This window comes from Methylobacterium sp. Leaf85 (genome assembly GCF_001422125.1).
Classification (GTDB): domain Bacteria; phylum Pseudomonadota; class Alphaproteobacteria; order Rhizobiales; family Beijerinckiaceae; genus Methylobacterium; species Methylobacterium bullatum.
On sequence record NZ_LMME01000030.1, the window covers coordinates 172,565 to 197,444 of the forward strand.

The 24,880-nt window shown below is 67.4% G+C and carries 22 protein-coding genes; 5 read left to right on the top strand and 17 right to left on the bottom strand.

Annotated features, from left to right (window positions below; all coding sequences use genetic code 11):
• Positions 1–146 precede the first annotated feature (146 nt).
• From ASF08_RS15575 to proB, 7 genes are all read right to left on the bottom strand, one after another.
• Positions 147–1,472 (bottom strand): S41 family peptidase, encoded by a 1,326-nt coding sequence (locus ASF08_RS15575; RefSeq protein ID WP_056146917.1) that lies wholly within the window; start codon positions 1,470–1,472, stop codon positions 147–149.
• Positions 1,472–2,851, bottom strand: coding sequence for a murein hydrolase activator EnvC family protein (locus ASF08_RS15580; protein ID WP_056146920.1), 1,380 nt, complete (start codon positions 2,849–2,851; stop codon positions 1,472–1,474). Before ASF08_RS15580 ends, ASF08_RS15575 begins: the two co-directional genes overlap by 1 nt.
• Complete coding sequence (gene rlmH / locus ASF08_RS15585; protein WP_056146922.1) at positions 2,848–3,348, bottom strand: 23S rRNA (pseudouridine(1915)-N(3))-methyltransferase RlmH; 501 nt, start codon at positions 3,346–3,348, stop codon at positions 2,848–2,850. The genes ASF08_RS15580 and rlmH overlap by 4 nt, the downstream gene beginning before the upstream one ends.
• A gap of 32 nt (positions 3,349–3,380) precedes the next feature.
• The gene (rsfS, locus tag ASF08_RS15590; RefSeq protein ID WP_018041688.1) at positions 3,381–3,812 is read right to left on the bottom strand and encodes a ribosome silencing factor; all 432 of its coding nucleotides are present in this window, start codon (positions 3,810–3,812) and stop codon (positions 3,381–3,383) included.
• Positions 3,813–3,885: 73 nt separating this feature from the next.
• Positions 3,886–4,497, bottom strand: coding sequence for a nicotinate-nucleotide adenylyltransferase (locus tag ASF08_RS15595; protein ID WP_056146923.1), 612 nt, complete (start codon positions 4,495–4,497; stop codon positions 3,886–3,888).
• 35 nt (positions 4,498–4,532) lie between these two features.
• A complete protein-coding gene (locus ASF08_RS15600; RefSeq protein WP_056146925.1) occupies positions 4,533–5,831 on the bottom strand; it encodes a glutamate-5-semialdehyde dehydrogenase in 1,299 nt (432 codons plus the stop codon).
• A gap of 107 nt (positions 5,832–5,938) precedes the next feature.
• On the bottom strand, positions 5,939–7,090 hold the full coding sequence (proB, locus tag ASF08_RS15605; RefSeq protein ID WP_056146927.1) for a glutamate 5-kinase: 1,152 nt from the start codon (positions 7,088–7,090) through the stop codon (positions 5,939–5,941).
• Between the two features lie 548 nt (positions 7,091–7,638).
• Here proB and ASF08_RS15610 point away from each other — a divergent pair.
• Entirely contained in the window at positions 7,639–8,508 is an 870-nt protein-coding gene (locus tag ASF08_RS15610) for a crotonase/enoyl-CoA hydratase family protein (RefSeq protein WP_162238966.1), read from the top strand.
• On the opposite strand, the gene obgE is transcribed toward ASF08_RS15610, so the two are convergent.
• The 6 genes from obgE to ASF08_RS15640 form a co-directional block, all read right to left on the bottom strand.
• The gene (gene obgE, locus ASF08_RS15615) at positions 8,505–9,539 is read right to left on the bottom strand and encodes a GTPase ObgE (protein ID WP_056146931.1); all 1,035 of its coding nucleotides are present in this window, start codon (positions 9,537–9,539) and stop codon (positions 8,505–8,507) included. The genes ASF08_RS15610 and obgE overlap by 4 nt on opposite strands.
• Positions 9,540–9,622: 83 nt before the next feature.
• Positions 9,623–10,093: a hypothetical protein gene (locus ASF08_RS15620; RefSeq protein ID WP_056146933.1), complete on the bottom strand. Its 471-nt coding sequence runs from the start codon at positions 10,091–10,093 to the stop codon at positions 9,623–9,625.
• A gap of 155 nt (positions 10,094–10,248) precedes the next feature.
• Positions 10,249–10,515 carry a 50S ribosomal protein L27 gene (gene rpmA / locus ASF08_RS15625; RefSeq protein ID WP_018041680.1) on the bottom strand — a complete coding sequence of 89 codons (267 nt, stop codon included), beginning with the start codon at positions 10,513–10,515 and terminating at the stop codon, positions 10,249–10,251.
• Between the two features lie 32 nt (positions 10,516–10,547).
• Complete coding sequence (gene rplU / locus ASF08_RS15630) at positions 10,548–10,862, bottom strand: 50S ribosomal protein L21 (RefSeq protein ID WP_018041679.1); 315 nt, start codon at positions 10,860–10,862, stop codon at positions 10,548–10,550.
• A gap of 205 nt (positions 10,863–11,067) precedes the next feature.
• Positions 11,068–12,753: a methyl-accepting chemotaxis protein gene (locus ASF08_RS15635; RefSeq protein ID WP_056146935.1), complete on the bottom strand. Its 1,686-nt coding sequence runs from the start codon at positions 12,751–12,753 to the stop codon at positions 11,068–11,070.
• Positions 12,754–13,006: 253 nt separating this feature from the next.
• Complete coding sequence (locus ASF08_RS15640) at positions 13,007–14,527, bottom strand: helicase HerA-like domain-containing protein (protein WP_018041677.1); 1,521 nt, start codon at positions 14,525–14,527, stop codon at positions 13,007–13,009.
• 159 nt (positions 14,528–14,686) lie between these two features.
• Between ASF08_RS15640 and ASF08_RS15645 the strand changes: the two genes are divergently transcribed.
• Positions 14,687–15,073, top strand: a complete 387-nt coding sequence (locus ASF08_RS15645) for a hypothetical protein (RefSeq protein WP_018041676.1) — start codon at positions 14,687–14,689, stop codon at positions 15,071–15,073.
• A 245-nt stretch (positions 15,074–15,318) separates the two neighbouring features.
• Positions 15,319–16,374, top strand: a complete 1,056-nt coding sequence (locus ASF08_RS15650) for a GNAT family N-acetyltransferase (RefSeq protein ID WP_056146937.1) — start codon at positions 15,319–15,321, stop codon at positions 16,372–16,374.
• A 6-nt stretch (positions 16,375–16,380) separates the two neighbouring features.
• Here the strand turns inward: ASF08_RS15650 and ASF08_RS15655 are convergent, their stop codons facing one another.
• The 4 genes from ASF08_RS15655 to ASF08_RS15670 all read right to left on the bottom strand — a co-directional run bounded on the left by ASF08_RS15655 (position 16,381) and on the right by ASF08_RS15670 (position 21,786).
• On the bottom strand, positions 16,381–18,060 hold the full coding sequence (locus tag ASF08_RS15655) for a putative bifunctional diguanylate cyclase/phosphodiesterase (protein ID WP_056146939.1): 1,680 nt from the start codon (positions 18,058–18,060) through the stop codon (positions 16,381–16,383).
• 959 nt (positions 18,061–19,019) lie between these two features.
• Complete coding sequence (locus tag ASF08_RS15660) at positions 19,020–19,883, bottom strand: SDR family oxidoreductase (RefSeq protein ID WP_056146941.1); 864 nt, start codon at positions 19,881–19,883, stop codon at positions 19,020–19,022.
• The gene (gene queG / locus ASF08_RS15665) at positions 19,880–21,010 is read right to left on the bottom strand and encodes a tRNA epoxyqueuosine(34) reductase QueG (protein WP_082473242.1); all 1,131 of its coding nucleotides are present in this window, start codon (positions 21,008–21,010) and stop codon (positions 19,880–19,882) included. The genes ASF08_RS15660 and queG overlap by 4 nt, the downstream gene beginning before the upstream one ends.
• Positions 21,011–21,093: 83 nt before the next feature.
• On the bottom strand, positions 21,094–21,786 hold the full coding sequence (locus ASF08_RS15670; protein ID WP_018041671.1) for a glutathione S-transferase family protein: 693 nt from the start codon (positions 21,784–21,786) through the stop codon (positions 21,094–21,096).
• Between the two features lie 205 nt (positions 21,787–21,991).
• Between ASF08_RS15670 and ASF08_RS15675 the strand changes: the two genes are divergently transcribed.
• Together ASF08_RS15675 and ASF08_RS15680 are read left to right on the top strand one after the other, a co-directional pair.
• Entirely contained in the window at positions 21,992–22,795 is an 804-nt protein-coding gene (locus ASF08_RS15675; RefSeq protein ID WP_056147178.1) for an undecaprenyl-diphosphate phosphatase, read from the top strand.
• Positions 22,796–22,993: 198 nt separating this feature from the next.
• The gene (locus ASF08_RS15680) at positions 22,994–24,865 is read left to right on the top strand and encodes a methylmalonyl-CoA mutase subunit beta (RefSeq protein WP_056146948.1); all 1,872 of its coding nucleotides are present in this window, start codon (positions 22,994–22,996) and stop codon (positions 24,863–24,865) included.
• Positions 24,866–24,880 lie beyond the last annotated feature (15 nt).

Genomic DNA, 24,880 nt, shown 5'->3' on the forward strand with positions numbered 1-24,880 from the left:
CTCGCGACCGACGGATGCTGGGCGCGCACGATGCGAGAAACGAAGCGGCCCGCAGAGTCGGTTCTCACCGACATTGCGGGCCGCGCTGGTTAATGTTTGTTTAAATCCGGAGACACGAGTCGCGTTTCAGGACAGTGCCGGGACCGTCAGTTCGGAACGGCGGCCTTCGGCGTGTTGGCCGCGCCCTTCTGGATGCCGCGGATGAAATCGACGGCGGCGATGAGCTGCTTGTCCTTGGCCGGGTCCGGCGGGACGTAAGCCGACGAACCGCCGCGCTCCTCGATGTCCTTCTGCTTGAGGTGCCCCTTCAGGCCGGCCTCGCCCTTGGTCTCGTCCTTGCCCTTCAGCTCGTCGGGGATCTCCTGCAGGACCTCCTGGTCCGGCTCGATGCCCTTGGCCTGGATCGAGCGGCCCGACGGCGTGTAGTAGCGCGCCGTGGTGAGGCGCAGGGCGCCGCTGCCGCCCAGCGGGATGATCGACTGGACCGAGCCCTTGCCGAAGGAGCGCGTGCCGAGCACCGTGGCGCGCTTGTGATCCTGCAGGGCGCCGGCCACGATCTCCGAGGCCGAGGCCGAGCCGCCATTCACCAGGACGACGATGGGCTTGCCCTTGGTGAGGTCACCACCGGACTTGGCCGAGAAGCGCTGGGTCTCGTCCGGGTTGCGGCCACGGGTGGAGACGATCTCGCCCCGGTCGAGGAACGCGTTGGAGACCGACACGGCCTGATCGAGGAGGCCGCCCGGATTGTTGCGCAGGTCGAGGACGTAGCCCTTCAGCTTGTCCTGGCCCACTTCTGTGGAGAGCTTCGCGATGGCGTTGCGCAGGCCGTCAGAGGTCTGCTCGGTGAACTGCGTCAGGCGGATGTAGCCGACATCGCCGCCCTCGGCCCGCGAGCGCACGGGCTTGATCTTGATGACGTCGCGGTTGAGCACGACGTCGATGGGATCCTTGGACTCCTTGCGGGAGATCTTGAGCTTCACCGGCGAGTTCACCGGTCCGCGCATCTTGTCGACGGCCTGGTTCAGGGTGAGGCCCTGGACCTGATCCTCGTCGATCTGCGTGATGATGTCGTTGGTGAGGATGCCGGCCTTGGAGGCGGGGGTGTCGTCGATGGGGCTGACCACCTTGATCAGGCCGTCCTCCATCGTGACCTCGATGCCGAGGCCGCCGAACTCGCCCTTGGTCTGAACCTGCATGTCGCGGAAGCTCTTCGAGTCCATGTAGCTCGAATGCGGGTCCAGCGAGGTGAGCATGCCGTTGACGGCCGCCTCGATCAGCTTGGCCTCGTCGGGCTTCTCGACATAGTCGGTCCGCACCTTCTCGAACACGTCGCCGAACAGGCTGAGTTGGCGATAGGTCTCCGCGGAGGCCGCCACCGCGCTGGTCCCGGAGAGCAGATGCGTCTGGGTCGCGAGGAGGGAGGAACCGACGCCAAGAAACGCGCCGGCCAGGACTAGGGAAATCTTGCGCATTATCCGCGAACCTTCTCGCTGGGGCTCTTCGCCCACCACGGCTCCGGATCGATGGAGCCGCCGTCTTTCCTGAACTCGACGTATAGAACCGGCCCGTCACGGTCGCCCGGAGCGGTGCCCTGGCCGCCCTCACCCATGGCCGCCACCGGTTCCCCCGCAAGCACGAACTGTCCGACCTCGACGCTGATCTGATCCATACCGGCCAGCAGCAGATAGTAGCCATCGCCGGCATTGATGATCAAGAGTCGTCCATACGAGCGAAACTGCCCGGCGAACGACACCCACCCATCGGACGGAGACGAGACCACCGCCTTCGGGCGGGTCGCGAGCGATATGCCGCGGGTCGTTCCGCCATTGCCGTCGGGCTGGTTGAAGCCGCGCAGGGTGGCGCCGCTCACGGGCTTGGGCACCTCGCCGCGGGTGTCGACGAAGCGAATCTTGGGGGCGAGCCGCGCGGGATCGCGCGTGCCGGCCGCCGCGAAGCGCTCCTGGGTCGCCCGCGCCTCCTTCGTCTCGGCGGCGCGGGCCTCCTCCGCCGCCCGGCGGGCCGAGGCGACCTCGTTCTCCATCCGGTCGAGGAGCTCCTTCAGGCTTTTCGCCTGGACGCCGAGCTCGGCCGTGCGCGCGCGCTCGGTGACGAGCCCGCTCTCCACCTCGGCGAGGCGGGTGCGGCGGGCCGTGATGAGGGCGTTGAGCCGCTGCTGCTCCCTGGCCCAGCCGGTGAGGTCGTTCTGCAGGCCTTCACGGTCGGCGGCGATGAGCCCCTTCAGCCGCACCATCTCGGTGAGGTCGGCGGCCAGGGTCTCGGCCTCGCCGCGCAGTTCGGGCACCACGGCCCCGAGCAGCATCGAGGTACGGATGACGGCGAGCACGTCCTCCGGCTGGACCAGGACGGCCGGGGGCGGCCTCCGGCCCATGCGCTGCAGGGCGGCGAGGATTTCGGCGATGACGCCCCGGCGGGCTTCGAGGGAGCGGCGGATGCCGGATTCGCTGGCGGTGAGCGTCTTCAGGCGCTCCTCCAGCCGGCTCATCCGGTCCTCCGTCGCCTGGGCCTGGCGTGTGGCATCGAGGAGGGCGGCATTCAGCTTGGCCCGGTCTCCGGCGACCGAGGCGATCTCCGCTTCGAGCTTGGCCCGCGCGCCGGTGGAGGCGGCAAGCTGCTCCTCGATCCGCTTCAGGTTCTCGGCGCGGCGGGCCTTCTCGTCGATGGCGCGCTGCACCGCGTCGGCGGCGGCGGCATCCTGCGGTTTCGGCGCGTCCTGTTGTTTCGCGCTGTCCTGGGCCTGGGCACGACCGAGCGCCAGCACCGCCATCGCCGCCAAGGCAGCGATGCGGATCGCTCCGCCGTCAGGCCCGCGCCGCGCGTATCCGCCCCTCATGCGTCGATGTCGCCCCGGTGATAGGGATGTCCCGCAAGGATCGTCAGCGTTCTGTACACCTGCTCCAGGGCCAGCACGCGCACAAGGCCGTGAGGCAGGGTGGCCGCCCCGAAGGCGAGGGAGAGGTCGGCGCGCGTGCGCACCGCAGGCGCCAGCCCGTCGGCGCCGCCGATGGCGACGACCAGGGTCGCCGTGGCCGCGTCGCGCCAGGACGCGATCCGCTCGGCGATGCGCTCGCTGGTCCAGTCGGAGCGCCCGCGCTCGTCATAGACCAGCAGCACGCTCGACGCCGCCGGGGCATGGGACAGGATCGTTGCCCCCTCCTCCACGCTGCGGTCGACGGGGCGCCGGGCCCGGCTCTCTGGGATTTCGACCACGTCACAGGCGGTGAGACCCAATCCGCGACCGAGCTGGACCGCCCGCTCACGATAGCGCGAAGCCAGATCCCGCTCGGGACCGGGCTTGAGGCGGCCCACCGCCGTCACGAGCAGACGCACGCGTCAGGCGCCCCGCGCCATCGGGCCGGTGCTCAGCCGGCCATGAGGTCGGTGGTGGGACGATCGGCGCCCCACATCTTCTCGAGATTGTAGAAGCCGCGGACTTCCGGGCGGAAGATATGGACGATGATGTCGCCCGTATCGATCAGCACCCAATCGCAGGCGGGCAAGCCCTCGACACGGGCCGTTCCGAAGCCCTTGGACTTCATTTCCTGCAGGATCCGGTCGGCGATGGCGCTGACATGGCGCTGCGAGCGGCCGGAGGTGATGATCATCGTGTCGGCGAGCGAGGTCCGACCGGCGAGATCGATCTCGATGGTTTCCTCGGCCTTCATGTCTTCGAGACAATCGAGCGCGAGCGCCTTGAGATCGCCGATCCGCTGATCGGTGGCGTGGTCGGAACCTGTGGTCCCGGAAGGGTGCGAATCGGTCAGTGTCTCGATTCCCGAAGTGACGGCGGTCATTTTACCTGAACAATCTATAGTCTGGAGAGAGTGGAACGATCACTCTCCGTTTTCAAGAGTCGCGACGCGCTCGTCATCGTCCGGCCCGGAGGGCCGTGGACGACAGGGTCGAGCGCGGGCCATGGAGAAACACCCAGGCCGGGGGTTCGAGATCGGCGAGGAGCCCCGCATCCGATTCGTCGATGCGCCATCGTCCCATCGCCTGCGCCCCTCGGGCGCTCGGCGCCGTCAGGGTGAAGCCCGGCCTATCGATGATGGCAATCGGCATCGTGGCGGCGATAGCACGAAAATCGCGCCAGCGGTGAAATGCCGCGAGAGAGTCGGCCCCCATGATCCAGACGAAGCGCACGGCGGGGCGGCGGGCCTGGAGGTAGGCCAGGCTCTGGCGGGTGTAGCGGGCGCCGATCTGCGTCTCGAAACCGGTGATGGCGATACGCGGATGGTCGGCGACGGCGGATGCCACCGCGATCCGCGTCTCGAGGGGAGCGAGAGCCGTGCGGTCCTTGAGCGGGTTGCCGGGGGTGACCATCCACCAGATGCGGTCGAGCCGCAGCCGTTTCAGCGCCACGAGGCTCACGTGGCGATGGCCGAGATGGGCCGGATTGAAGGACCCGCCATAAAGGCCGATCCGCAGGCCGGGCACGGCGGGAGGCAGCCGGACGAGCCCCTCCGCCTCAAGCCGCACGGGTGGAGCCGGCGAGCCGCATCAGGCAGGCCGCATCAAGGACGCGTCTGCCCGCGGCCATGGACCCGGTACTTGAAGGTCGTCAGCTGCTCCACGCCCACGGGACCGCGCGCATGCATGCGCCCGGTGGCGATGCCGATCTCGGCGCCGAAGCCGAATTCGCCGCCATCGGCGAATTGCGTCGAGGCATTGTGGGTGACGATGGCCGAATCGACTTCCGCGAGGAAGCGCGTCGCCTCGGCGGCATCGGCCGTGACGATGGCGTCGGTATGGTGCGAGCCGTTGGCCTCGATATGGGCGATCGCCGCGTCGAGCCCGTCCACCACCTTCACGGCGATGATGGCGTCGAGATACTCGGTGCGCCAGTCGATCTCGGTGGCGGCGGTGACCCGCGCATCCACCGCCTGCGTCGCCTCATCGCCGCGGACGCTGCAACCGGCCTCGATCAGCGCCGTGACCAGGGGGGCGAGGTGGGTCTCCGCCACGGCGGCATCGACGAGCAGGGTCTCGGCGGCGCCACAGATGCCGGTGCGGCGCATCTTGCTGTTGATCACCAGCGTGCGCGCCATGTCGAGATCCGCGCCGGCGGCCACGTAGACGTGGCAGATGCCGTCGAGATGGGCGAAGACCGGGACCTTGGCCTCGGACTGGACCCGCTCCACGAGGCCGCGCCCGCCACGGGGCACGATGACGTCGATGCAGCCGTCGAGGCCCGACAGCATGGCGCCCACCGCCGCGCGGTCACGGGTGGGGACGATCTGTACCGCGTCCGCCGGCAGACCGGCGGCCTCCAGCCCCTCGCGCATGGCACGCGCGATGGCCATGGCGGTGCGGTGGCTGTCCGACCCGGCGCGCAGGATAGCGGCATTGCCGGCCTTGAGGCACAGGGCGCCCGCATCGGCGGTGACGTTGGGACGGCTCTCGAAGATGACGCCGACGACGCCGAGCGGCACGGCGATCCGCTCGATCAGCAGCCCGTTCGGGCGCTCGAAAGCCGCGAGCTGGCGACCGACGGGGTCGGGCAGCGCGCCGATCTTGGCCACCGCATCGGCCATGGCGGCGAGCCGGCCCTCATCGAGGGTGAGGCGGTCGATCAGCGCCTGGGTCTGTCCGCTGGCCTTCGCGGCGGCGACGTCGCGCGCGTTCTCGGCCAGGATCGCCTCCCGGCTCGCCCTCAGGCACTCGGCCACCTGGCGCAGGGCGACATCCTTCGCCTGGGCCGAGGCCTGGGCGATCTTGCGGGCGGCCGCGCGGGCGCGGTGGCCGATCTCCTGCATCTGCTCGGTGAGATCGGGGGCGGCGGCGAAATCGGATCTCAGGTTCAGAACGGGCACGGTCTGTTTCCTCGCAGCTCACCGTTCAAGGCGATGGCAGCATATCGATTGTGCCCTCATGCCATGCGTCGAGGCGGCAAAACAAGCACATTGCATAATAGTCGAGCCTATTCTCCCGCCATTGCGAGGTCATCGCGATGCACCATTTCAGCGCGACCGGGATGAGTAAGCAATTCCGCGATCTCCCGACTCGGGCGACCGATGATCTGTGCCGCCTGTGCACTGTCATAAGCCACGAGGCCGCGCCCCAGGGTGCGGCCCTGCACGTCCCGGATGATCACAGCATCCCCCCGCCCGAAGTTTCCCGACAATCCGGTGACGCCGACCGGCAGCAAACTCGCGCCACCCTGCAGGGCGCGGGCCGCCCCTGCATCGACCACGAGGATACCGCGCGGCTCGAGCGAACCGGCGATCCAGGCCTTGCGCGCGGCGACGGGGTTCGAGCCGGACAGGAACCAGGTGCAGCGCCCCCCCTGCAGGATGGTGCGCAGGGGGTTCTTCTCGCGCCCGTCGGCGATGATCATGTGGGTGCCGCCGCTCGCGGCGATCTTGCCCGCCTCGACCTTGGTGCGCATACCGCCCCGCGACAGTTCCGAGGCCGGCCCGCCCGCCATGGCCTCGATCTCGGGCGTGATCCGCTCGATGAGGGGCAGATGACGCGCGTTCGGGTCACTGGCGGGGGGCGCCGTGTAGAGGCCGTCGATATCGGAGAACAGCACCAGGACGTCGGCCCCGATCATGGTGGCGACGCGGGCGGCGAGACGGTCGTTGTCGCCGTAGCGGATCTCGCTGGTGGCCACCGTGTCGTTCTCGTTGACCACCGGCACGGCACGGACTTCCAGGAGCTTCAGCACGGTGGCGCGGGCATTGAGGTAGCGGCGGCGCTCCTCGGTGTCCTGCGGCGTCACCAGGATCTGGCCCGCCGCGATGCCGTGATGGCCGAGCGCCTCGGCCCAGTAGCGCGCGAGCGCGATCTGCCCGACGGCGGCGGCGGCCTGGCTTTCCTCCAGGCGAAGGGTGCCGGGCGCGTAGCCGAGCACCGTCCGCCCCAGGGCGATGGCGCCCGAGGAGACGACGAGCACGTCGACGCCCCGCGCATGCAGATCGGCGATGTCCTCGGCGAGCGCCGCCAGCCAGGCATGGCGCAGGCGACCGCGCGCGCGGTCGACGAGTAGCGCCGAGCCGACCTTGATGACGACGCGGCGGAAATCCTGAAGGGCTGGAATCTGGGACGGGGCGGTCTGGGGAGAAGAGGTCATGGCACGGGGGTGTAGGCGAAGGCGATATCCGTGTGAACGAAGTCCTCGCCGTTGAACAGCAGCGGCAGCGCATGGGTCCGGTCCACGAAGGTCGGGCAAGTGGCGCATGTCTCGGTCTGCTACGTATGCAAGCCCGTTCCCCCGTCTTGAATAGGGGGTAAACTTTGCGGGAGTGAAAACGTACCCATGGACCGAACGGAGCACCGCCCTCGCCGCAGGCTGAGACCGGGGTTAGACCTTCGCCGCTTGTGGGCGGATCGCGGAGTAATTCTGCTGGGCTCAGAAGGGATAAGAAGCACTGTCCTTTTCGCAGTGTAGCGAGAGGAAACGATCGCTAAGCCGTCCTCGCCAGGGCACGCCACCATTCTGGGGATGCGTCGAAACACGATCTCCTTGAACCACATCCCGTTAAGATTGCATGCGCGATAATGTTCGCCCTGGAGGAGTGCTTCTTACGGCATCGCCTTCGATCAATCATGCCTCAGGTTGGTACTGCTGTGAACGTGCATCCTAGAATCGCCTCTCCCGCGGTCGATTTTGAGGATTTCATGGATACATTGCGTGGCCGACTCACGGAGATCGGCATCGCATACGATCGCAAGCGCCGACTTCTCATCACGACCCTGATGTTCCGTGACCGCCCATGCTTCTCTCTCCAACTTCTCCGAGATTACAGGGCGCTCTGCGATGGCTTGGCGGACTTTATGGTGGGCATCCCATTCGAAGCTAGACCGGTGCGCTTCCTTCTCCACACCTCGGGTGAGCCAGGGATCTGGTGCCTGGGTGGCGACCTCGACCTCTTTGTCCGATGCATCAGAGAAGGAGACCATGAAACCCTTCGCGATTACGGCTACGAGTGCATCCACTCGGGTTATATCAGCCATACGGGGCTTGGGCTCTCGGTGGTGACCCTGTGCCTCGTACAGGGCCAGGCCCTCGGCGGCGGGTTCGAATCCGCGCGTTCTTGCAACTTCCTTTTCGCAGAGGAGCAATCCCGCTTCGGACTGCCCGAGATGAAGTTCAATATGTTTCCCGGTATGGGCGCATATTCCTACATCGCGGAGCGTATCGGCATGCGACGTACCGAAGATATGGTTCTGAAAGCCGGTTCACATACCGCCCACACGATGTATGACATGGGTGCGGTGGATTACGTGGTTTCGAAAGGCGAAGGCATTCGAAAGGTCCGTGCCTTCGTCGACCTCTATGGCGAGAAGTTTAATGGCCTCGCGTCGATGATGGAGGCTCGCAGGCTCTCAATGCGGATAGACTTAGATAGCATGCACCGCGTGGTAGATACCTGGGTTGATTGCGCTTTTCGTATCGGCTCCACTGACCTGAAGAGGATGGAGCGGCTAGTGGCGGCACAGCGTCAACGTCGACAGCGTGCCTCAACCACGCGCACTCTAGGGAATTAGGGCTGCCAAGCCTCCACCGGCTGTGCCTCGGCCTCGGCCGCCTTGGCTTCCATCATCTCGCGGGTGATCGCACGCAGAGCGTCCTGCACGCCGAGGCCAGTGGCCGAGGACAGGATCAGCGGCTTCGCCTTGGAGGCCCGCTTCAGTCGCGCCACCTGTTCCTTCAGCGTATCGGGATCGACGGCATCGGATTTCGACAGGGCGACGATCTCGTGCTTGTCGGCCAGACCGTTGCCGTAGGCCTCCAGTTCCTTGCGCACCAGCTTGTAGGTCTTGCCGGCATGTTCGCTCGTCGCCTCCACGAGGTGAAGCAGCACGCGGCAGCGCTCCACATGGGCGAGGAACTTGTCGCCGAGGCCGACCCCGTCATGGGCGCCCTCGATCAGGCCGGGAATGTCGGCGAGCACGAATTCGCGCTCGTCCGAGCGGACGACGCCGAGACCCGGATGCAGGGTGGTGAAGGGATAATCGGCGATCTTGGGCCTCGCCGCCGTCACCGTGGCGAGGAAGGTGGACTTGCCGGCATTGGGCAGGCCGACGAGGCCGGCATCGGCGATGAGCTTCAGGCGCAGCCAGATCCATTGCTCATGGCCTTCGAGGCCCGGATTGGCGTGTTTCGGGGCGCGGTTCGTCGAGGTGGTGAAATAGGCGTTGCCGAAGCCGCCATTGCCGCCCTTGGCCAAACGCACGCGCTGGCCGACATGGGTCATGTCGGCGATCAGGGTCTCGCCGTCCTCGGCGATGATCTCGGTGCCGGCGGGCACTTTCAGCACCACGTCCGCCCCATTGGCGCCGTGGCGGTTCGAGCCCATGCCGTGCTCGCCCTTCTTGGCCTTGAAGTGCTGCTGGTAGCGGTAGTCGATCAGCGTGTTGAGGCCGTCGACGCACTCGACCCAGACATCGCCGCCCCGGCCGCCATCGCCGCCGTTGGGGCCGCCGAACTCGATGAACTTTTCGCGCCGGAACGCGACGCAGCCGGCGCCGCCGTCACCGGAGCGCACATAGACCTTGGCTTCGTCGAGGAATTTCACGGGTGTTCTCGTCTCTGTCGTTCATTCGCCGAGGGCGGGGCCTGTTGGCTCCAGACCTTGGCGAATCACATTCGGGTTCGGGTTCAGGCTGCGCCTTGTCGGCACTTCCCGTCGAGGTTCAGGTACTGCACGCTGCGCAGGCCCGCCTCGAACCACGCCCCACCCGACTTCGTCCGGTCGTAGGCGTAGAGATTGATGACGATGGCGCCGTCCGGCGAGGTGAGGGTCGCCGGTACCTGCGCGTCGTCGAAGGCCCAGATCGGGCGGGAATCGGAGCCGAACTCGGCCCGTGTCCCGTCCATCTCGAACTGGCTCACCTGGGCGAAGACCGGCCGCTTGTCATGGTCGGAGATCGCGAAGGTGAAGCCGACCTTGGGGCTTCGCCCGACGAAGTTATAGAATTCGCAGTAGAGCGTCGGGCTCCGTGGCGACGGTCTTTGAATGTCCGCGACCGGGGTCGCGGGAGGCTCCCCTCCGCCACCCAGAAGCACGAGGGCGACCGCGACCGAACCGGTCGCGGCGAGGGCCGCCAGAACGAGCGTGCGTTGCGTCATCGCGGCTCCGCTTCCGAGGGCGACACCGTCCGGACGACGGAGACCCGCGCAGACGACGAAAGGGAGGATGGCGCACCATCCTCCCTTCGATGTCCGACGATCGTCGATGACGGGATGCCCGGTGCGGGCGCCGCCTCGCGGTGGGAGGCCGTGGATTACTCCGCGGCTTCCTGGTGCGGCACGACGGCGACGAAGGCGCGGCCGCGCTTCACCTGGAACAGCACGCGTCCGTCCGCCTTGGCGAACAGGGTGTGGTCCGTGCCGATGCCGACATTGACGCCGGGGTGGAACTTGGTGCCGCGCTGACGGACGATGATGTTGCCGGCGATGACGGCTTCGGCACCGAACTTCTTCACGCCGAGGCGCTGACCGGCCGAATCACGGCCGTTGCGGGACGAGCCGCCTGCTTTTTTATGGGCCATTGTGGTTGACTCCGAATGTCTCGATCAGAACGTCAGGCGCTGATGCCGGTGATGCGCACCACGGTGTGGTGCTGGCGATGACCGCGCTTGCGACGCGAGTTCTGACGGCGGCGCTTCTTGAAGGCGATGACCTTCGCGTCGCGGCCGTGGCTGACGATCTCGCCGGCGACGCTGATGCCCGACAGGAGCGGCGCGCCGACCTGGGTGGCGCCCGCGTCGTCCGCGAACAGGAGGACTTCGCCGAAGGTCACGGCGGAGCCGGGCTCGCCCTCGACGGTGGCGATCGTGATGGTGTCGTTGGCGGCAACGCGATACTGCTTGCCGCCCGTCTTGATGACTGCGAACATCGTTCTCTCTTCGTGTTCTCTGCCGGCCTCCAGCCTTGCGAGCCTGGACCGTCTTCTTGTTCAGGTCATCCGCGACACCGATTCGAGCGATGCTGCGAACGCGAAACGCGCGGACTTCGTCGAGGAAGCCGCGCGTTGCGGATGTCAGCTAGTCGGGTTTCGCCCGCCTGTCAATGAATGGACGGGCCTTTGCGTCGAGCGCCGCTCAGGCGGCGCGCACGTTGGCCAGGAACCGGCCGACCTCGGCTCGCAGGTGTTCGGACTGGCGCGACAGCTCGGAGGCCGACGACAGTACCTGGGAGGCGGCCGCTCCGGTCTCCTCAGCGGCGCCCGCCACTCCGGAGATGTTGCTCGTCACCTCGTTGGTGCCCACCGCCGCCTGGGCGACGGTCCGAACGATCTCCTGCGTCGCCGCGCCTTGTTCCTCGACGGCCGCGGCAATCGTGGCGGCCACCGCGTTGATCTCGCGGATGCGGGTCGAGATTCCACCGATGGCATGAACCGCATCGCCGGTCGCTCCCTGGATCCGTGTGATCTGGCTGGAGATCTCCTCGGTCGCCCGTGCCGTCTGGCTGGCGAGTTCCTTCACCTCCGTGGCGACCACCGCGAAGCCGCGACCCGCTTCGCCGGCCCGCGCGGCCTCGATCGTCGCGTTCAGGGCGAGGAGGTTGGTCTGCCCAGCGATGGTCGAGATCAGGCTCACCACGTCGCCGATCCGGCTGGCCGCCAGGCTCAGTTCGTTCACGAGGCGGGCGGTCTGGTCCGCCTCGCCGACCGCCGTGAGGGCGAGGGTCGCGGAGCCCGCGACCTGGCGGCTGATCTCCTGCACGGAGGAGCCGAGCTCCTCCGCCGCCGCCGCGACCGTGCCGACATTGGTCGCGGTCTGCTCGGCCGCCGCCGCGACCGTCGTCGACTGGCTGGCCGTTTCATGGGCGGTGGCCGTCATGGTGGAGGCGGTGGCCTGCAGTTCTGTCGCGGACGACGAGACCATGCCGACGATTCCACCCACCGCCAGTTCGAAACCATCGGCGAGTTCGATCATCCCGCGGCGGCGCTCGGTGGCCGCGGCCTCGTCGGCGATGCGCGTGATCTCCGTCTGCTCGGCGGCCCTGGCGGCGACCATGGTCCGGATCCCGTCGACGGCCCTGCCGATCGCGCCGATCTCGTCACCGCGCGCGGCCTCGGAGATGCGGATATCGGTGGCGCCTCCGGCCATGCGCTGAAGCACGGCGACGAGGTTGCCCATGGGCCGGGTGATGCCGAAGATCGAGATCAGTCCCGCGCAGACCAGGCTCAGCACGATGCCGAGCCCACTCGCCGCCAAAGCGGCGGACCGGGTCGACTCGGTCAGCGACGCCAGGGAGGCGGCCCCCGCATCCATGTAGCTGGCGACATCGTTCGAGAGCGCGCCACAGGCGGTGTAGATTTCCTTGAAGTTCGGATCGACCGCCTCGTGCATCAGGTCGAGGGCCTTGGCGGTCTCGCCCTTCTCCACCAGCGCACGCACCTTGAGACTGTCAGCGATCAGACGGTCGATCTGAGCGGCGATCGCCTGGACGCGGGCCGCGAAAGCCGGCGCCTCCTTCGGCAGGTCGATCATCAGTTGCTTGAGCCTGGGATACGCCTGATCCATCTGCGCCAGATAACGCTTCTTGGCCTCGGCATCCGGCTCGGTGATGGCCCGGTAGAGGGCATGGTTCATCTCGAACACGAACCGGTTGGCGCGCCGCGCATTGGCCGCCCCCTTCGCTTCATGGGCGATGAACCGTCCATAATCCCCACCGATCTCGACGAGGCGTCCGGTCGTGTACCAGACGCAGGTACCGAGGACGGCACAGACCAACCCGATGGCGAGACCCAACTTGTAGATGATTTTGAAACGTCCAAGCATGACCCGCAGCCCTCGAGAGAGGGCGATAGATTTGGATTACACACATCAACATCAAGTTAATCTAGTTTTTTCGCGAAACACCGGTCGGCATTATCAATCCAAAGAAAATTATTCCATATTTTCAGAATCAAATGAATTCGCCGACAATACAACGAGCCAGACATTATCGAAATTAAGTTTATTAATGGTCACGATCAAAGCAATAGCCCAACAGAATCGGAATTTTTTCAGTTTACTTGAAGCTCGGACGCCTCTACCGCTTCATCAACCCGCCGAGTACATTTCGCAGGATCGCATTCCCCACCTGCGTGCCCACCGTCCGCGCCATCGAGCGGGCCGCGTTGCCGATGACCTGTTCGGCCAGGCTCTGCGGCGGGCGGCGACCGCCCTTGGCGGCGGGTTTCGAGCCGAGCACGCCGCCCAGCAGCCCACCGAGCATGCCGCTCAAGCCACCTTCCGATTGCTGCGCCGCCTCGGCTGGGGCGGAATCGAGCCCCTTGCGCCGGGCCAGGATCTCGTAGGCGCTCTCATTGTCCACCGCCTCGTCGTACTTCCCCCGCAGCGGGCTTTTCGCGATCAGCTCGGCGCGCTCCGCCTCGGTGAGCGGGCCGACCCGCCCCTGCGGCGGGGCGATGAGGGCGCGCTCCACGATCGAGGGCGTGCCCTTGGCCTCGAGGAAGCTCACCAGAGCCTCGCCGACGGCGAGTTCAGTGATGGCGGAGGCGACGTCGAAGCCGGGATTCTGCCGGAACGTGTCGGCGGCGGCCTTCACCGCCCGCTGGTCGCGGGGCGTGAAGGCGCGCAGCGCGTGCTGGACACGGTTGCCGAGCTGGCCGAGCACCGATTCCGGCAGGTCGAGGGGGTTCTGCGTCACGAAATAGACACCCACGCCCTTGGAGCGGATCAGGCGGACCACCTGCTCCACCGCGTCGAGGAGGGCTTTTGGCGCGTCGTCGAACAGGAGATGTGCCTCGTCGAAGAAGAAGACGAGCTTCGGCTTGTCGAGGTCTCCCACCTCCGGCAGCTGCTCGAACAGTTCCGACAGCATCCAGAGCAGGAACGAGGCGTAGAGGCGCGGCCGCTGCATCAGCTTGTCGGCGGCCAGGATGTTGACGATGCCGCGCCCGTCGCGGTCCCGCTTCATGAAGTCGTTGAGGTCGAGCGCCGGCTCGCCGAAGAACTGGTCCGCGCCCTGGTTCTCCAGCATCAGCAATTGCCGCTGGATCGCCCCGACGGAGGCGGCCGAGACGTTGCCGTACTTGGCCGAGATCTCCTTCAGGTTCTCAGTGCAGTAAAGCAGCAGCGCGCGCAGGTCCTTCAGGTCGAGGACCGGCCATTGGTTGTCGTCCGCGACGCGGAAGGCGATGTTGAGTACGCCTTCCTGCGTGTCATTGAGCTCGAGCAGCCTGGCCAGCAGCAGCGGCCCCATCTCGATCACCGTGCAGCGGATCGGGTGCCCTTGCGCCCCGAACAGGTCCCAGAACACGGTGGGGAAACGGTCGGGCTCGTAGGCGATCCCGAGTTCCTCCGCGCGCTTGACGAAGACCGGCTTCGATTCGCCCGCCGCCGCCAGCCCCGAGAGGTCGCCCTTGATGTCGGCGGCGAAGACCGGGACGCCGGCATTGGAGAACCCCTCCGCCAGGACCTGGAGCGTCACCGTCTTGCCTGTGCCGGTGGCGCCGGCCACGAGGCCGTGGCGGTTGGCGAGCCTGAGGGTGAGCGCCTCCGGCTTGGTGCCGCTCTTGCCGACGAGGATGGTGCCGTCGCTCTGCATGATCGCCTGAACCCACCGCTTCGCGTCGCGCCCAGCGCAGCGACCCTGGGGTTATGACGCCCGGGGGACGCATTTTCCAGCAGCACCGCACCTGGCGCTTGATTTCATCGCGGACAGACCAGATGGACTACGCACACTCATGCGTTGGAGCATCGTTACATGGAAGAGTTGATCGCCCGCGTCACCACCAAGACCGGGCTCGACGCCGCGACGGCGCAGACGGCCATCGGCCACATCCTCGCCTTCCTGCAGAAGGAAGGCCCGGCCACCGAGGTCGCCCAGCTCTTCGCGGCGATGCCCGGTGCGGACGCGGCGGCGGCCCAGGCGAACGAGGGCGAGGGCGGCGGCGGCCTCATGGGCATGCTCGGCGGCATGATGGGCGGGGGCGTGATGGCGCTGGGCCAGAAGCTGATGTCGGCCGGCGTTCCCATGGGACAGATGCAGCCGCTGGGCGCCGAACTGTTCGCCTTCGGCCGCGAGAAGGCCGGCGAGGACGTGATGGGGCCGATCGTCGGTTCGATCCCCGGCCTGAACCAGTTCGTCTGAGACCGGTCCGGCTGCCCTCTCTTCCCCGTTGCCTGAGCCGGAAAAGAGGAGAATGGGAAAGGTTCGGCGGCTACCCATGGAAGGGTCGCCGGCGAACCATTTTGGCGTGACACTAACCGTCTCTGGATTCACGCAAAAGCCTGTCATAAAAGCGTTCGGGCTTCGTGATGATGTGGCCTCGCGGATATGAGGCTCCAGGCTCCATCGGGAGCCGGCCTCGCGGGTCCGGCAGAGCGGAATGGACGATGGTCCCGAACTTCGCGCGTGATGCGTCCACGGCCTGGCTCAACGGCTGGGAGGCCCATGTCCACGCGCCCTTCGCCCGGTTCAAGCAGAAGCGCCTCGAGGCGGGACATGCCGGCTTCTCCGGCCTGCCGGGCTTCGCGAGCCTTCCCGGCGCCGGTGGCCGGTCCCTGATCCCGCCGGGCGGAACGCCGATCCGGTTCAAGCCGCGCCTGAAGAAGCCCCTGGCCGCTCCGGGTCTCGACCCGGTGCTCGGCCGCATCGGCGACCTCGAAGTGCGCCTCGCCACCACCGTCTCGGAGATCCGCCGCGCCCAGCGCCTGCGCTACCGGGTGTTCTACCAGGAGATGTCGGCGGTGGCCTCGGGCATGTCCCTGCTGTCCCGGCGGGACATCGACGATTACGACACGGTCTGCGACCATCTCCTGGTGATCGACCATGCGGCGACGGAGGCGAAACCCTTCCGCCGCCCGAGGCCGAAGGTGGTGGGCACCTACCGCCTGCTGCGCCAGGACGCGGCCGACCGCAATTTCGGCTTCTACACCGCCGGCGAATACGACATCGCGCCCCTGCTCGCCGCGCATCCCGGCAAGCGCTTCCTCGAACTCGGCCGGTCCTGCGTGCTGAAACCCTACCGGACCAAGCGCACGGTGGAACTGCTCTGGGCGGGGATCTGGGCCTATGTCCAGCACCACCGCATCGACGCGATGCTGGGCTGCGCCAGCCTGGAGGGGACCGACCCGGACAGGCTCGCCCTGGCGCTCAGCTTCCTCCACCACCATGCCCGCGCGCCCGAGCCCTGGTGCGCCAGGGCTCTGCCGGGACGGCACGTGGCCATGGATCGTCTGCCGCGCGAGGTGGTGGATGCCAAGGCCGCGCTCCAGTCGCTCCCGCCGCTGATCAAGGGCTACCTGCGAGTGGGCGCCACTTTCGGCGACGGCGCGGTGATCGACCACCAGTTCGGCACCACGGACGTGTTCGTGGTCCTGCCGGTCTCGGCCATCGCCGCCCGTTACATCGGTCATTTCGGCCCGGCCGCGAACAAGCGCGCGGCCTGATCCCGTTTATGCCGCCGCGCTCGCGCGGCGGGAGCGCAGGAACGCCTGGACCTCGCTGGCGGGGAGCGGCCGGCTGAACAGGAACCCCTGGACCTCGTCGCAGCCCTCGCTCCTGACGAGATCGAGCTGTTCCGCCGTCTCGACACCCTCGGCCACGATGCTCATGCCAAGCCGCTCCCCGAGACCCACCACCGCCCTCACGATGGCCGCCGCATCAGGCTCGGCGATGTCCTTGATGAAGGTGCGGTCGATCTTGATCTTGTCGAAGGGAAACCGCCGCAGGTAGCTCAACGACGAGTAGCCGGTGCCGAAATCGTCCAGGGCGATCCTGACGCCCAGCGCCCGCAGGCGGTGCAAGGTCGCCACGACGCGCTCCGGGTCCCGCATCAGCGCGCTCTCGGTCACTTCGAGCTTGAGCCGGTCCGCCGACAGGCCCGCCCCGTCGAGGGCGCTCGACACCGAGCGCTCGAGGTCGTGCTGGAACTGTACCGTCGACACGTTGACGGCGACGCGGATCTCGTCGGGCCATGCCGTCGCCTCGCGGCACGCCTCGGCCAGGGCCCAGGCGCCGAGGGCCACGATCAACCCGGTCTCCTCCGCCACCGGAATGAACTCCATGGGCGAGATGAGACCCCGTTCGGGGTGACGCCAGCGCATCAGCGCCTCGAAGCTCGTGACCGTCTCCGCCGCCAGGTCGATGACCGGCTGGTAGACGAGGTGGAAGTCGCCCCGCCGGATCGCGTCCTTCATGTCGAAGGCGAGGAGGTGGCGCGCCGAATGGCGCGCGGCCAGAGCAGGCTCGAACCGGCGATACGTGTCACGCCCCGTCGTCTTGGCCTCGTTGAGCGCGATATCCGCCCGTCGGAGCAGGTCGTCGGCGGTGATGGTCTCGTCCGGCACCATCGCGGCGCCGATGCCGACACCGATCTCGACCATCATGCCGTCGATCTCGATGGGGGCGCCGAGAACCGCGATCACGTGCTTGGCGATCGCATCGACCTCGTGCGGACCGCCGAGCCCTTCGAGCACGAGGGCGAACTCGTCGCCTCCGAGCCGGGCCACGGTATCGCCGGAGCCCACGGCTTCGAGCAGGCGATCGGCGACGATGCGCAGGAGACGGTCGCCACCGGTATGGCCGAGCGTATCGTTGACGGCCTTGAAACCATCGAGGTCGCAGGCGAGCACCCCGGCGGAAGACCGGCCTTCCCGAGCGCGTATCACCGCCCGGTCGAGCCGCTGGCGAAGCAGGCGGCGATTGGGCAGGCTCGTCAGGTCGTCGTGCAGGGCCAGGTACGCGACGCGGGCCTCGGCTTCCCGGCGGTGGGTGATATCGATCTGGGTTCCGACCGCGCGCACGGCCCGGCCCGTGCCGTCCCATTCCACAACCCGCCCGCGGGTGAGAACCCAGAACGAGGTGCCGTCGCCGCAGACGACGCGATGCTCGCACTCGTAGGTGGAGGCGAGGCCCTTGACGTGCTCGATCATGGCGAGGGTCAGGCGCTCGCGGTCCTCCGCGTGGACGATGTGATCCATCGGCTGCCTGGCCTCGATGGCGTCGACTGTATAACCGAGGCGGGCGAGCCAGCGCTCGGAGATCCAGATCGATCGGTCGGCGAGGTTACAGTCCCAGATCCCCTCGACGCCGCTATCGAGGGCGAGCGTCAGACGCTCCTCGCTCGGCTGCATCCTCGACTCGCTCGTGCGCGACGTCCGCATGGATTTCAACCAGCCCCCCGGATCGATGCGGAAGCCGGTTCGTCCAGCACCCACTCCGGAGGAGACACGGAAGAGGGATCGAGCCCGGCCAGGCAGGTCCATCCGCCTGACGACAGTTCGAAGCCACGCGACCACCTTCAGTGACGACCTCGCCGGGATCATGATCGGCACGCTCGACGCGGGCGCCGGAATCGCCGGCGATCTCGCAGGCTGAATGGATTCCGCAGTGACCGTGAACCGTTTGCCGTCACGACCCGCTTTCTCATTCGAACGGCGATACTTGCGCAGACCGCCGGAATCAGCCGGCACACCTCATACGTCAAGCATCGTTATGCGAAGCGTCCGTTAATGGAAAGTCAATGAAGCGTAGCCGGAAGCCGGATCGAACTGCATTCAAATTGCCGCACCGCGCTTTATGGCGAGATACCGCAACAAATCAGCATTTTACCGGTACATATATACCATTTTTGACCTTTAACCCTTGTCGCCCGGCCAGATCGTCGAGACACCATCCATCGACGATGAAAGTATGCTGGTACAGCGACGATGTCGTCGGAATCGATCGCCGACTAGACGCACATGTGGCTCCGAGAAATCAAAGACACGAACAGAACGATTTCACTACGTAGTTTCAATCATAGTTAGTATAAATACAGTTTTTAAAATTCATATAAGTTATTTTTACCATTATTGACAATATACGTCGCAATACCATCCGAAATCGACAGCCCATCTCCGCCGAAACGCATTTTTTGGGCGATCAAAGAACTCACTCTATCACTATAAAATAACTTATATCGACTCAGCTCACTTATGGTTTTTAGTATAAATGCCACTGACATAACCGGCATCCCGCCACATCACGTCTATCGCAGCCGAAAGAAGAGACCGAAAAGCCGTTTTTCACGCCAAGTGATTGGGCCGGAGCGTCACGCCCTGGCGTCGGCCACCAGCGCCGCCAGCCCCTCGCGGTAGGTCGGATAGGCGAGATCGACGCCGAGCTCCTCGCGGATCAGGCGGTTCCGCACGCGCTTGTTCTCGCCGTAGAAGCTGCGCGCCATCGGGCTCAGATCCGCCGTCTCGAAATCGATCTCGGGCGGCAGCGGCAGGTTGGCGAGGCCGGCAGCGTATTCCGTCACCACCTGCGGCGGCGTCGGCTCGTCGTCGGTGACGTTGTAGATCGCCTGCGCCCTCGGCCTGTCGATGGAGGCGAGCAGGGTCGTGGCGATGTCGTCCACATGGATGCGGTTGAACACCTGCCCCGGCTTGATGATGCGCTGCGACTTGCCCTCTCGCAGCTTCACGATGGGGTTGCGGCCCGGCCCGTAGATGCCCGACAGCCGGAACACCTGCACCGCCTTGCCGGTCTCCTGCCCGAAGGCAAGCCAGGCCTTCTCCACCGCGATGCGGCCATGCGAGCGCCCGCTCGTGGGGTTGGGCGGCGTCGTCTCGTCGATCCAGGCGCCCTGCTGGTCGCCGTAGATACCGATGGTGGAGAGATAGCCGATCCAGCCGATCCGGCTGTCGGCGATGGCGTCCCGGTAACGGGCGAGCACCGTGTCGCCATCGCGAGACGGCGGGGCGGACACCAGCAGCACGTCGGTGTCGGCGAGGTCGCCCGCGATCCGCGCGTCGTCCGTCTCGGGGCCGAAGCCGCGCAGGGCGACATCGCCGAGGCCGGCGCCGGGCCGGGCCGGGTCGGTGACGGTGGCGCGGATCTCGCCGAACCGCCCCGCCGCGCGCTCGACGAAGCGGCGCGCCGTGAAGCCCAGACCGAAGACGAAGAGGTTCATGCCGTCGTGTTTCCCGCGTGATCGAGTGCCGCGCGCCATTCGGCGCCGACCTCGGCATCGGTTTCGCCGATGGCGTGGCTGTTGAAAAGGCCGCGCATCGCCGCCCCGTCGGTGAGGCGGCTCGACGCCCATACGGCCATACCGCGTACCAGGGGCGACGGATCGGAGAGGCAGCGTTCGGCCTCCCGAGCGAGCGCCGGATCGCCGGAATTGCCGATGGCGATGAGGACGTTGCGCAGGAAGCGGTCGCGCCCGGTCCGCTTCACCGGGGTTCCGGCGAACCGCGCCCGGAAGGCCGCATCGTCGAGGCGCGCCAGTTCGGCGAGGGGAGGCGCGGCGAGGTCGGCCCGCGCGCCGAGGCGCGCCTCCGAGGCGGCGACGGCGAACTTGTTCCAGGGGCAGACCGCAAGGCAATCGTCGCAGCCGAAGACGCGGTTGCCGATGGCCTCGCGGAATTCGGGCGCGATCGGCCCTTCGTGCTCGATGGTGAGGTAGGAGATGCAGCGCCGCGCATCGAGCTGGTAGGGGGCGGGAAACGCGGCGGTCGGGCAGATGTCGAGGCAGCGCCGGCAGGAGCCGCAACGGTCGGCCTCGGGCAGATCCGGCACGAGATCGGCGGATGTGTAGATCGCCCCGAGCAGGAGCCAGTTGCCGTGCTCGCGCGAGACGAGGACCGTGTGCTTGCCCTGCCAGCCGAGGCCCGACGCGGCGGCGAGGGGCTTCTCCATCACCGGCGCGGTATCGACGAAGACCTTCACCCGCACGTCGCCCTTGGCGGAGAGGTAGCCGCCGAGCTCCTTCAGCTTGCCCTTCACCACATCGTGATAGTCGCGGCGCTGGGCATAGGCCGCGATGGCGCCGCGATCCTTCAGGGCCAGCAGCGAGAGCGGATCGACCTCGGGGCCGTAGTTCATGCCCAGCATCACGATGCTGCGAACGCCCGGCCACAGGATCGACGGATCGGCGCGCTGGTCCGCGCGCTCCACCATCCACTCCATCCCGCCGTGATGCCCGGCGGCGAGCCAAGCGGGCAGCCGCTCGCGCAGGGCCGGCGCCGCATCGGGGGTGGTCACCCGCACCGCGTCGAAGCCGAGATGCCGGGCGCGGGCCTCGAGCGCCTGCCTCAGCGCATCGCCGGAGAGAATTTTGCGCTGCTCCCGGCGGCCGGCCGCCTGCTTGCCCTCTGCCCGGAACTGGCCCGAAGGGGAGTTCAGAAATCGAGATCCGCGTAATGATCCGCCGGGGCCATGCCCGGAACCCGGTCCGCCAGCAGCGTCCGGAAGGAGGGGCGCGATTTCAGCCGCGCGTACCAGTCCCTCGCCGTCTCGTCCTCGTCCCATGGCACGTCGCCGAGATAATCCACGCAGGAGAGGTGAGCCGCGGCCGCGAGATCCGCATAGGTCAGATGGTCGCCGGCGATCCATTTCCGGCGGGACATCAGGTAGCCGATGTACTTCATATGGTAGCGCACATTGGTGCGCGCCGCACGAATGGCATGCATGTCCGGCGGACCGCCGCCATTGGCGCTGGTCATGAAGCGCTTCGAGATCTTCTCGGTGACGAGATAGCCGGTCACCTCCGCATCGAACTTCACCAGGAACCAGTCGAGCAGGCGGCGGACCTCCACGCGATCGGCGGTGGCCTCCGGCAGCAACCGGCGCCCGGACAGGCCGAGGCCGCGGGTCTCGTCCAGATACTCGGCGATGATGCCGGCCCCCGGCACGGCGAGCCCGGTCTCCTCCACCAGGACCGGCGTCGTCCCGGCCGGATTGATGAGGAGGAAGGCCTCGCGCCGGTCCCAGACCCGCTCTTCCACGAGTGCGGGCTCCATGCCCATCTCGCTGAGCACGAGACGGATGAAGCGCGAATGCGGACAGAAGGGGGAGTGGTGAAGCGTCGCCATAGAGGCCGTTTCGAAGGGGATGGAACCGCGGGACGCGCCGTATCGGGACCGCCGGTGGGTGAGGGTCGCCGGTCGAGACTTATTGCCCGATCATTGCCGCCTCATTAACACGCTGGACATGTTCCGGTAACCGCTCGTCAACTCTGATCGCCGACACCGTGCGGCGACCCGCGCTCCCACCCCACAACAACCGAGGCGAGACATGATGGATGCCATGAGCATCGTGAAGGCGGTCGTGCTCGCCGTCGTCGAAGGCGCCACCGAGTTCATTCCGGTCTCCTCCACCGGCCACCAGCTCCTGGTCGGCCACTTCATCGGCTTTCAATCGCCCAACAACACGTTCGAGGTGCTGATCCAGCTCGGCGCGATCCTGGCGATCCTGGCCGTCTATTTCCGCCGCCTCCTGGGAATCGCCGTGGCGTTTCCGAGCGATCCGAACGCGAGACGCTTCGTCCTGGGCATCCTCCTCGCCTTCCTGCCGGCGGCGATCATCGGCGGCCTGTTCTCGAAATACATCAAGTTCTACCTATTCAACCCGTGGATCGTCTGCGCCACCCTGGTGGCCGGCGGCCTCGTCCTCCTCGTCCTCGACGAAACCGACCTCGAGGTGAAGAAGCGCGACGTCTTCGACTTCACCCTGCCGATGGATTTCAGGATCGGCCTGTTCCAGTGCATCGCGATGATCCCCGGCGTTTCGCGCTCCGGCGCCACCATCGTCGGCGCGATGCTGATGGGAGCGGACAAGCGCTCGGCCACCGAGTTCTCGTTCTACCTCGCGATCCCCACCATGGCCGGGGCCTTCGCCAAAGACCTCCTCGACAATTACAAGAACCTCTCGCAGGACGATTTTGGCCTGATCGCCATCGGCTTCGTCGTGGCCTTCCTCTCGGCCTTCGTCGTGGTCCGCACCGTGCTCGACTACGTGTCCTCCCACGGCTTCCGGCTGTTCGCGTGGTGGCGCATCATCGTCGGCTCGCTCGGCTTCGCGGGGTTGATCCTGTTCGGCTGACGAACCCGCCTCGCGGCCCCGGACCCGCCTCGCACGCCGGGGCTCGCGACGCGGCGGCGGCCTTCGTTTTTCTTTGAGTCCGCGCTGATTTCTTTGATGAGTCCGGCGTGTTGCCCGGCAAGCCTCGCCGTGCGAGGGCTGTCGCCGACAGCGTCCGGCCACGCGCGGCCGGCGGAAGCGTGCGCCAAGGCCCTGACGATGGACAATCGCCCCCTCGCCGACCTGTTCCCCATGCCCACCCGCGAGCGGTGGCTCGGCCTGGTCGAGGGCGTGCTCAAGGGCGGCGATTTCGAGAAGCGCCTGGTCTCGAAGACGGCGGACGGCATCCGGATCGAACCGCTCTACGAGCCCGCCGCCCCGGTGGCGCAGCCCATGCGCGCGCCCGGCCCCTGGCGCATCGCCCAGCGGGTGGACCACCCGGACGCGCAGGCCGCCCACGATCTCGCCATGGCCGATCTCGAAGGCGGCGCCGATGCGCTGAACCTTGTCTTCGCGGGCGCGGTCTCGGCGCGCGGCTTCGGCCTCGCCGTCGATGACGTCCCGGCCCTCGACACCGCCCTGTCGGGCGTGATGCTCTCTCTCATCGCGACGCGGCTCGATGCCGGCGGGCGCGGGCTGGAGGCGGCCCGTCTGGTCAAGGCTTTGGCGGCGCACCGGAACGAGGATCTCGGCAGTCTCGACCTCGATCTCGGCCTCGACCCGATCGGGACGCTCGCCGCCACCGGCCGCCTCGACGCGACGATCCCTGAGATCGGCGCGGCGGTCTCGGCGCTCCTGTCGGAGTTCGACGGGGCCGGCTTCACGGGCCGCGCGATGCTCGCCGACGGGCGCCCCTATCACGAGGCCGGCGCCAGCGAGGCGGCCGAACTCGCCGCCACCCTCGCCACGGCCGTCGCCTATCTGCGCATGCTGGAGGCCGGCGGGCACGACCTCGCCCGCGCCCGCGACGCCGTCGCCATCCTCCTCGTGGCCGATGCCGACGAGTTCCTGACCATCGCCAAGTTCCGCGCCATGCGCCGCCTCTGGGCGCGGGTGGAAGCCGCCTGCGGGCTCGACCCGAAGCCCCTGCGCCTGCATGCCGAGACCGCGTGGCGGATGATGAACCGGAACGACCCGTTCGTGAACATCCTGCGCACCGGCATGGCCGCCTGTTCGGCGGGTCTCGGCGGCGCCGATTCCGTCACCGTCATCCCCTACACCGCCTCGCTGGGCCTCGCCGACGCCTTCGCCCGGCGCGTCGCCCGCAACAGCCAGATCGTCCTGATCGAGGAATCCAACCTCGCCCGCGTCGCCGACCCGGCGGCAGGGGCCGGCGGGTTCGAGGCGCTCACCGAGGAACTCACCACCACGGCCTGGGCCGCCTTCCAGGCCATCGAGCGGGAAGGCGGAATCGTCGCCAGCCTGCAGGCCGGCGCGATCCAGGCCCGGATCGGCGAAACCCGCGCCACCCGCGCGAAGAACGTCGCCACGCGCCGCGAGCCCCTCACCGGGGCGAGCGAGTTCCCCTTTCTCGCCGAGAAGCCGGTGACGGTCCTCGACCTGCCGCCCTCCGATGTCGTGGCGCCCGCCTTCGCCCTCGGTGGGGCCGGGACGACCACCTGCGAGGCCCTGCCCTCCTTCCGCCTCGCCGAGCCCTACGAGGCCCTGCGCGACGCGTCCGACGCCCATCTCGCCAAGACCGGGCGGCGCCCCCTGGTGTTCCTGGCCAATCTCGGGACGGTCGCCGTCTTCAACGCCCGCTCGACCTTCGCCGCCAACGCCTTCGCGGCCGGCGGCATCGAGGCGGTGAACGAAGAGGGTTTTTCGGAGAGCGACGCACTGGCCAGGGCTTTCGCCGCATCCGGCGCGCGCATCGCCTGCCTCTGCTCATCGGACGCCCTCTACGCGACCCATGCCGTCGCGGCGGCCGAAGCCCTGAAGGCGGCCGGGGCCAGGACGGTCTATCTCGCGGGCAAGCCCGGCGATCTCGCGGAGGGGCTCAAAGCCGCGGGGGTCGATGCCTATCTGCACGCGGGAGGTGATCTCCTCACGCTGCTTCAGGCCGCCTTGGGCGAATCCACAGGAGCGTGAACCGCAACCGATAGG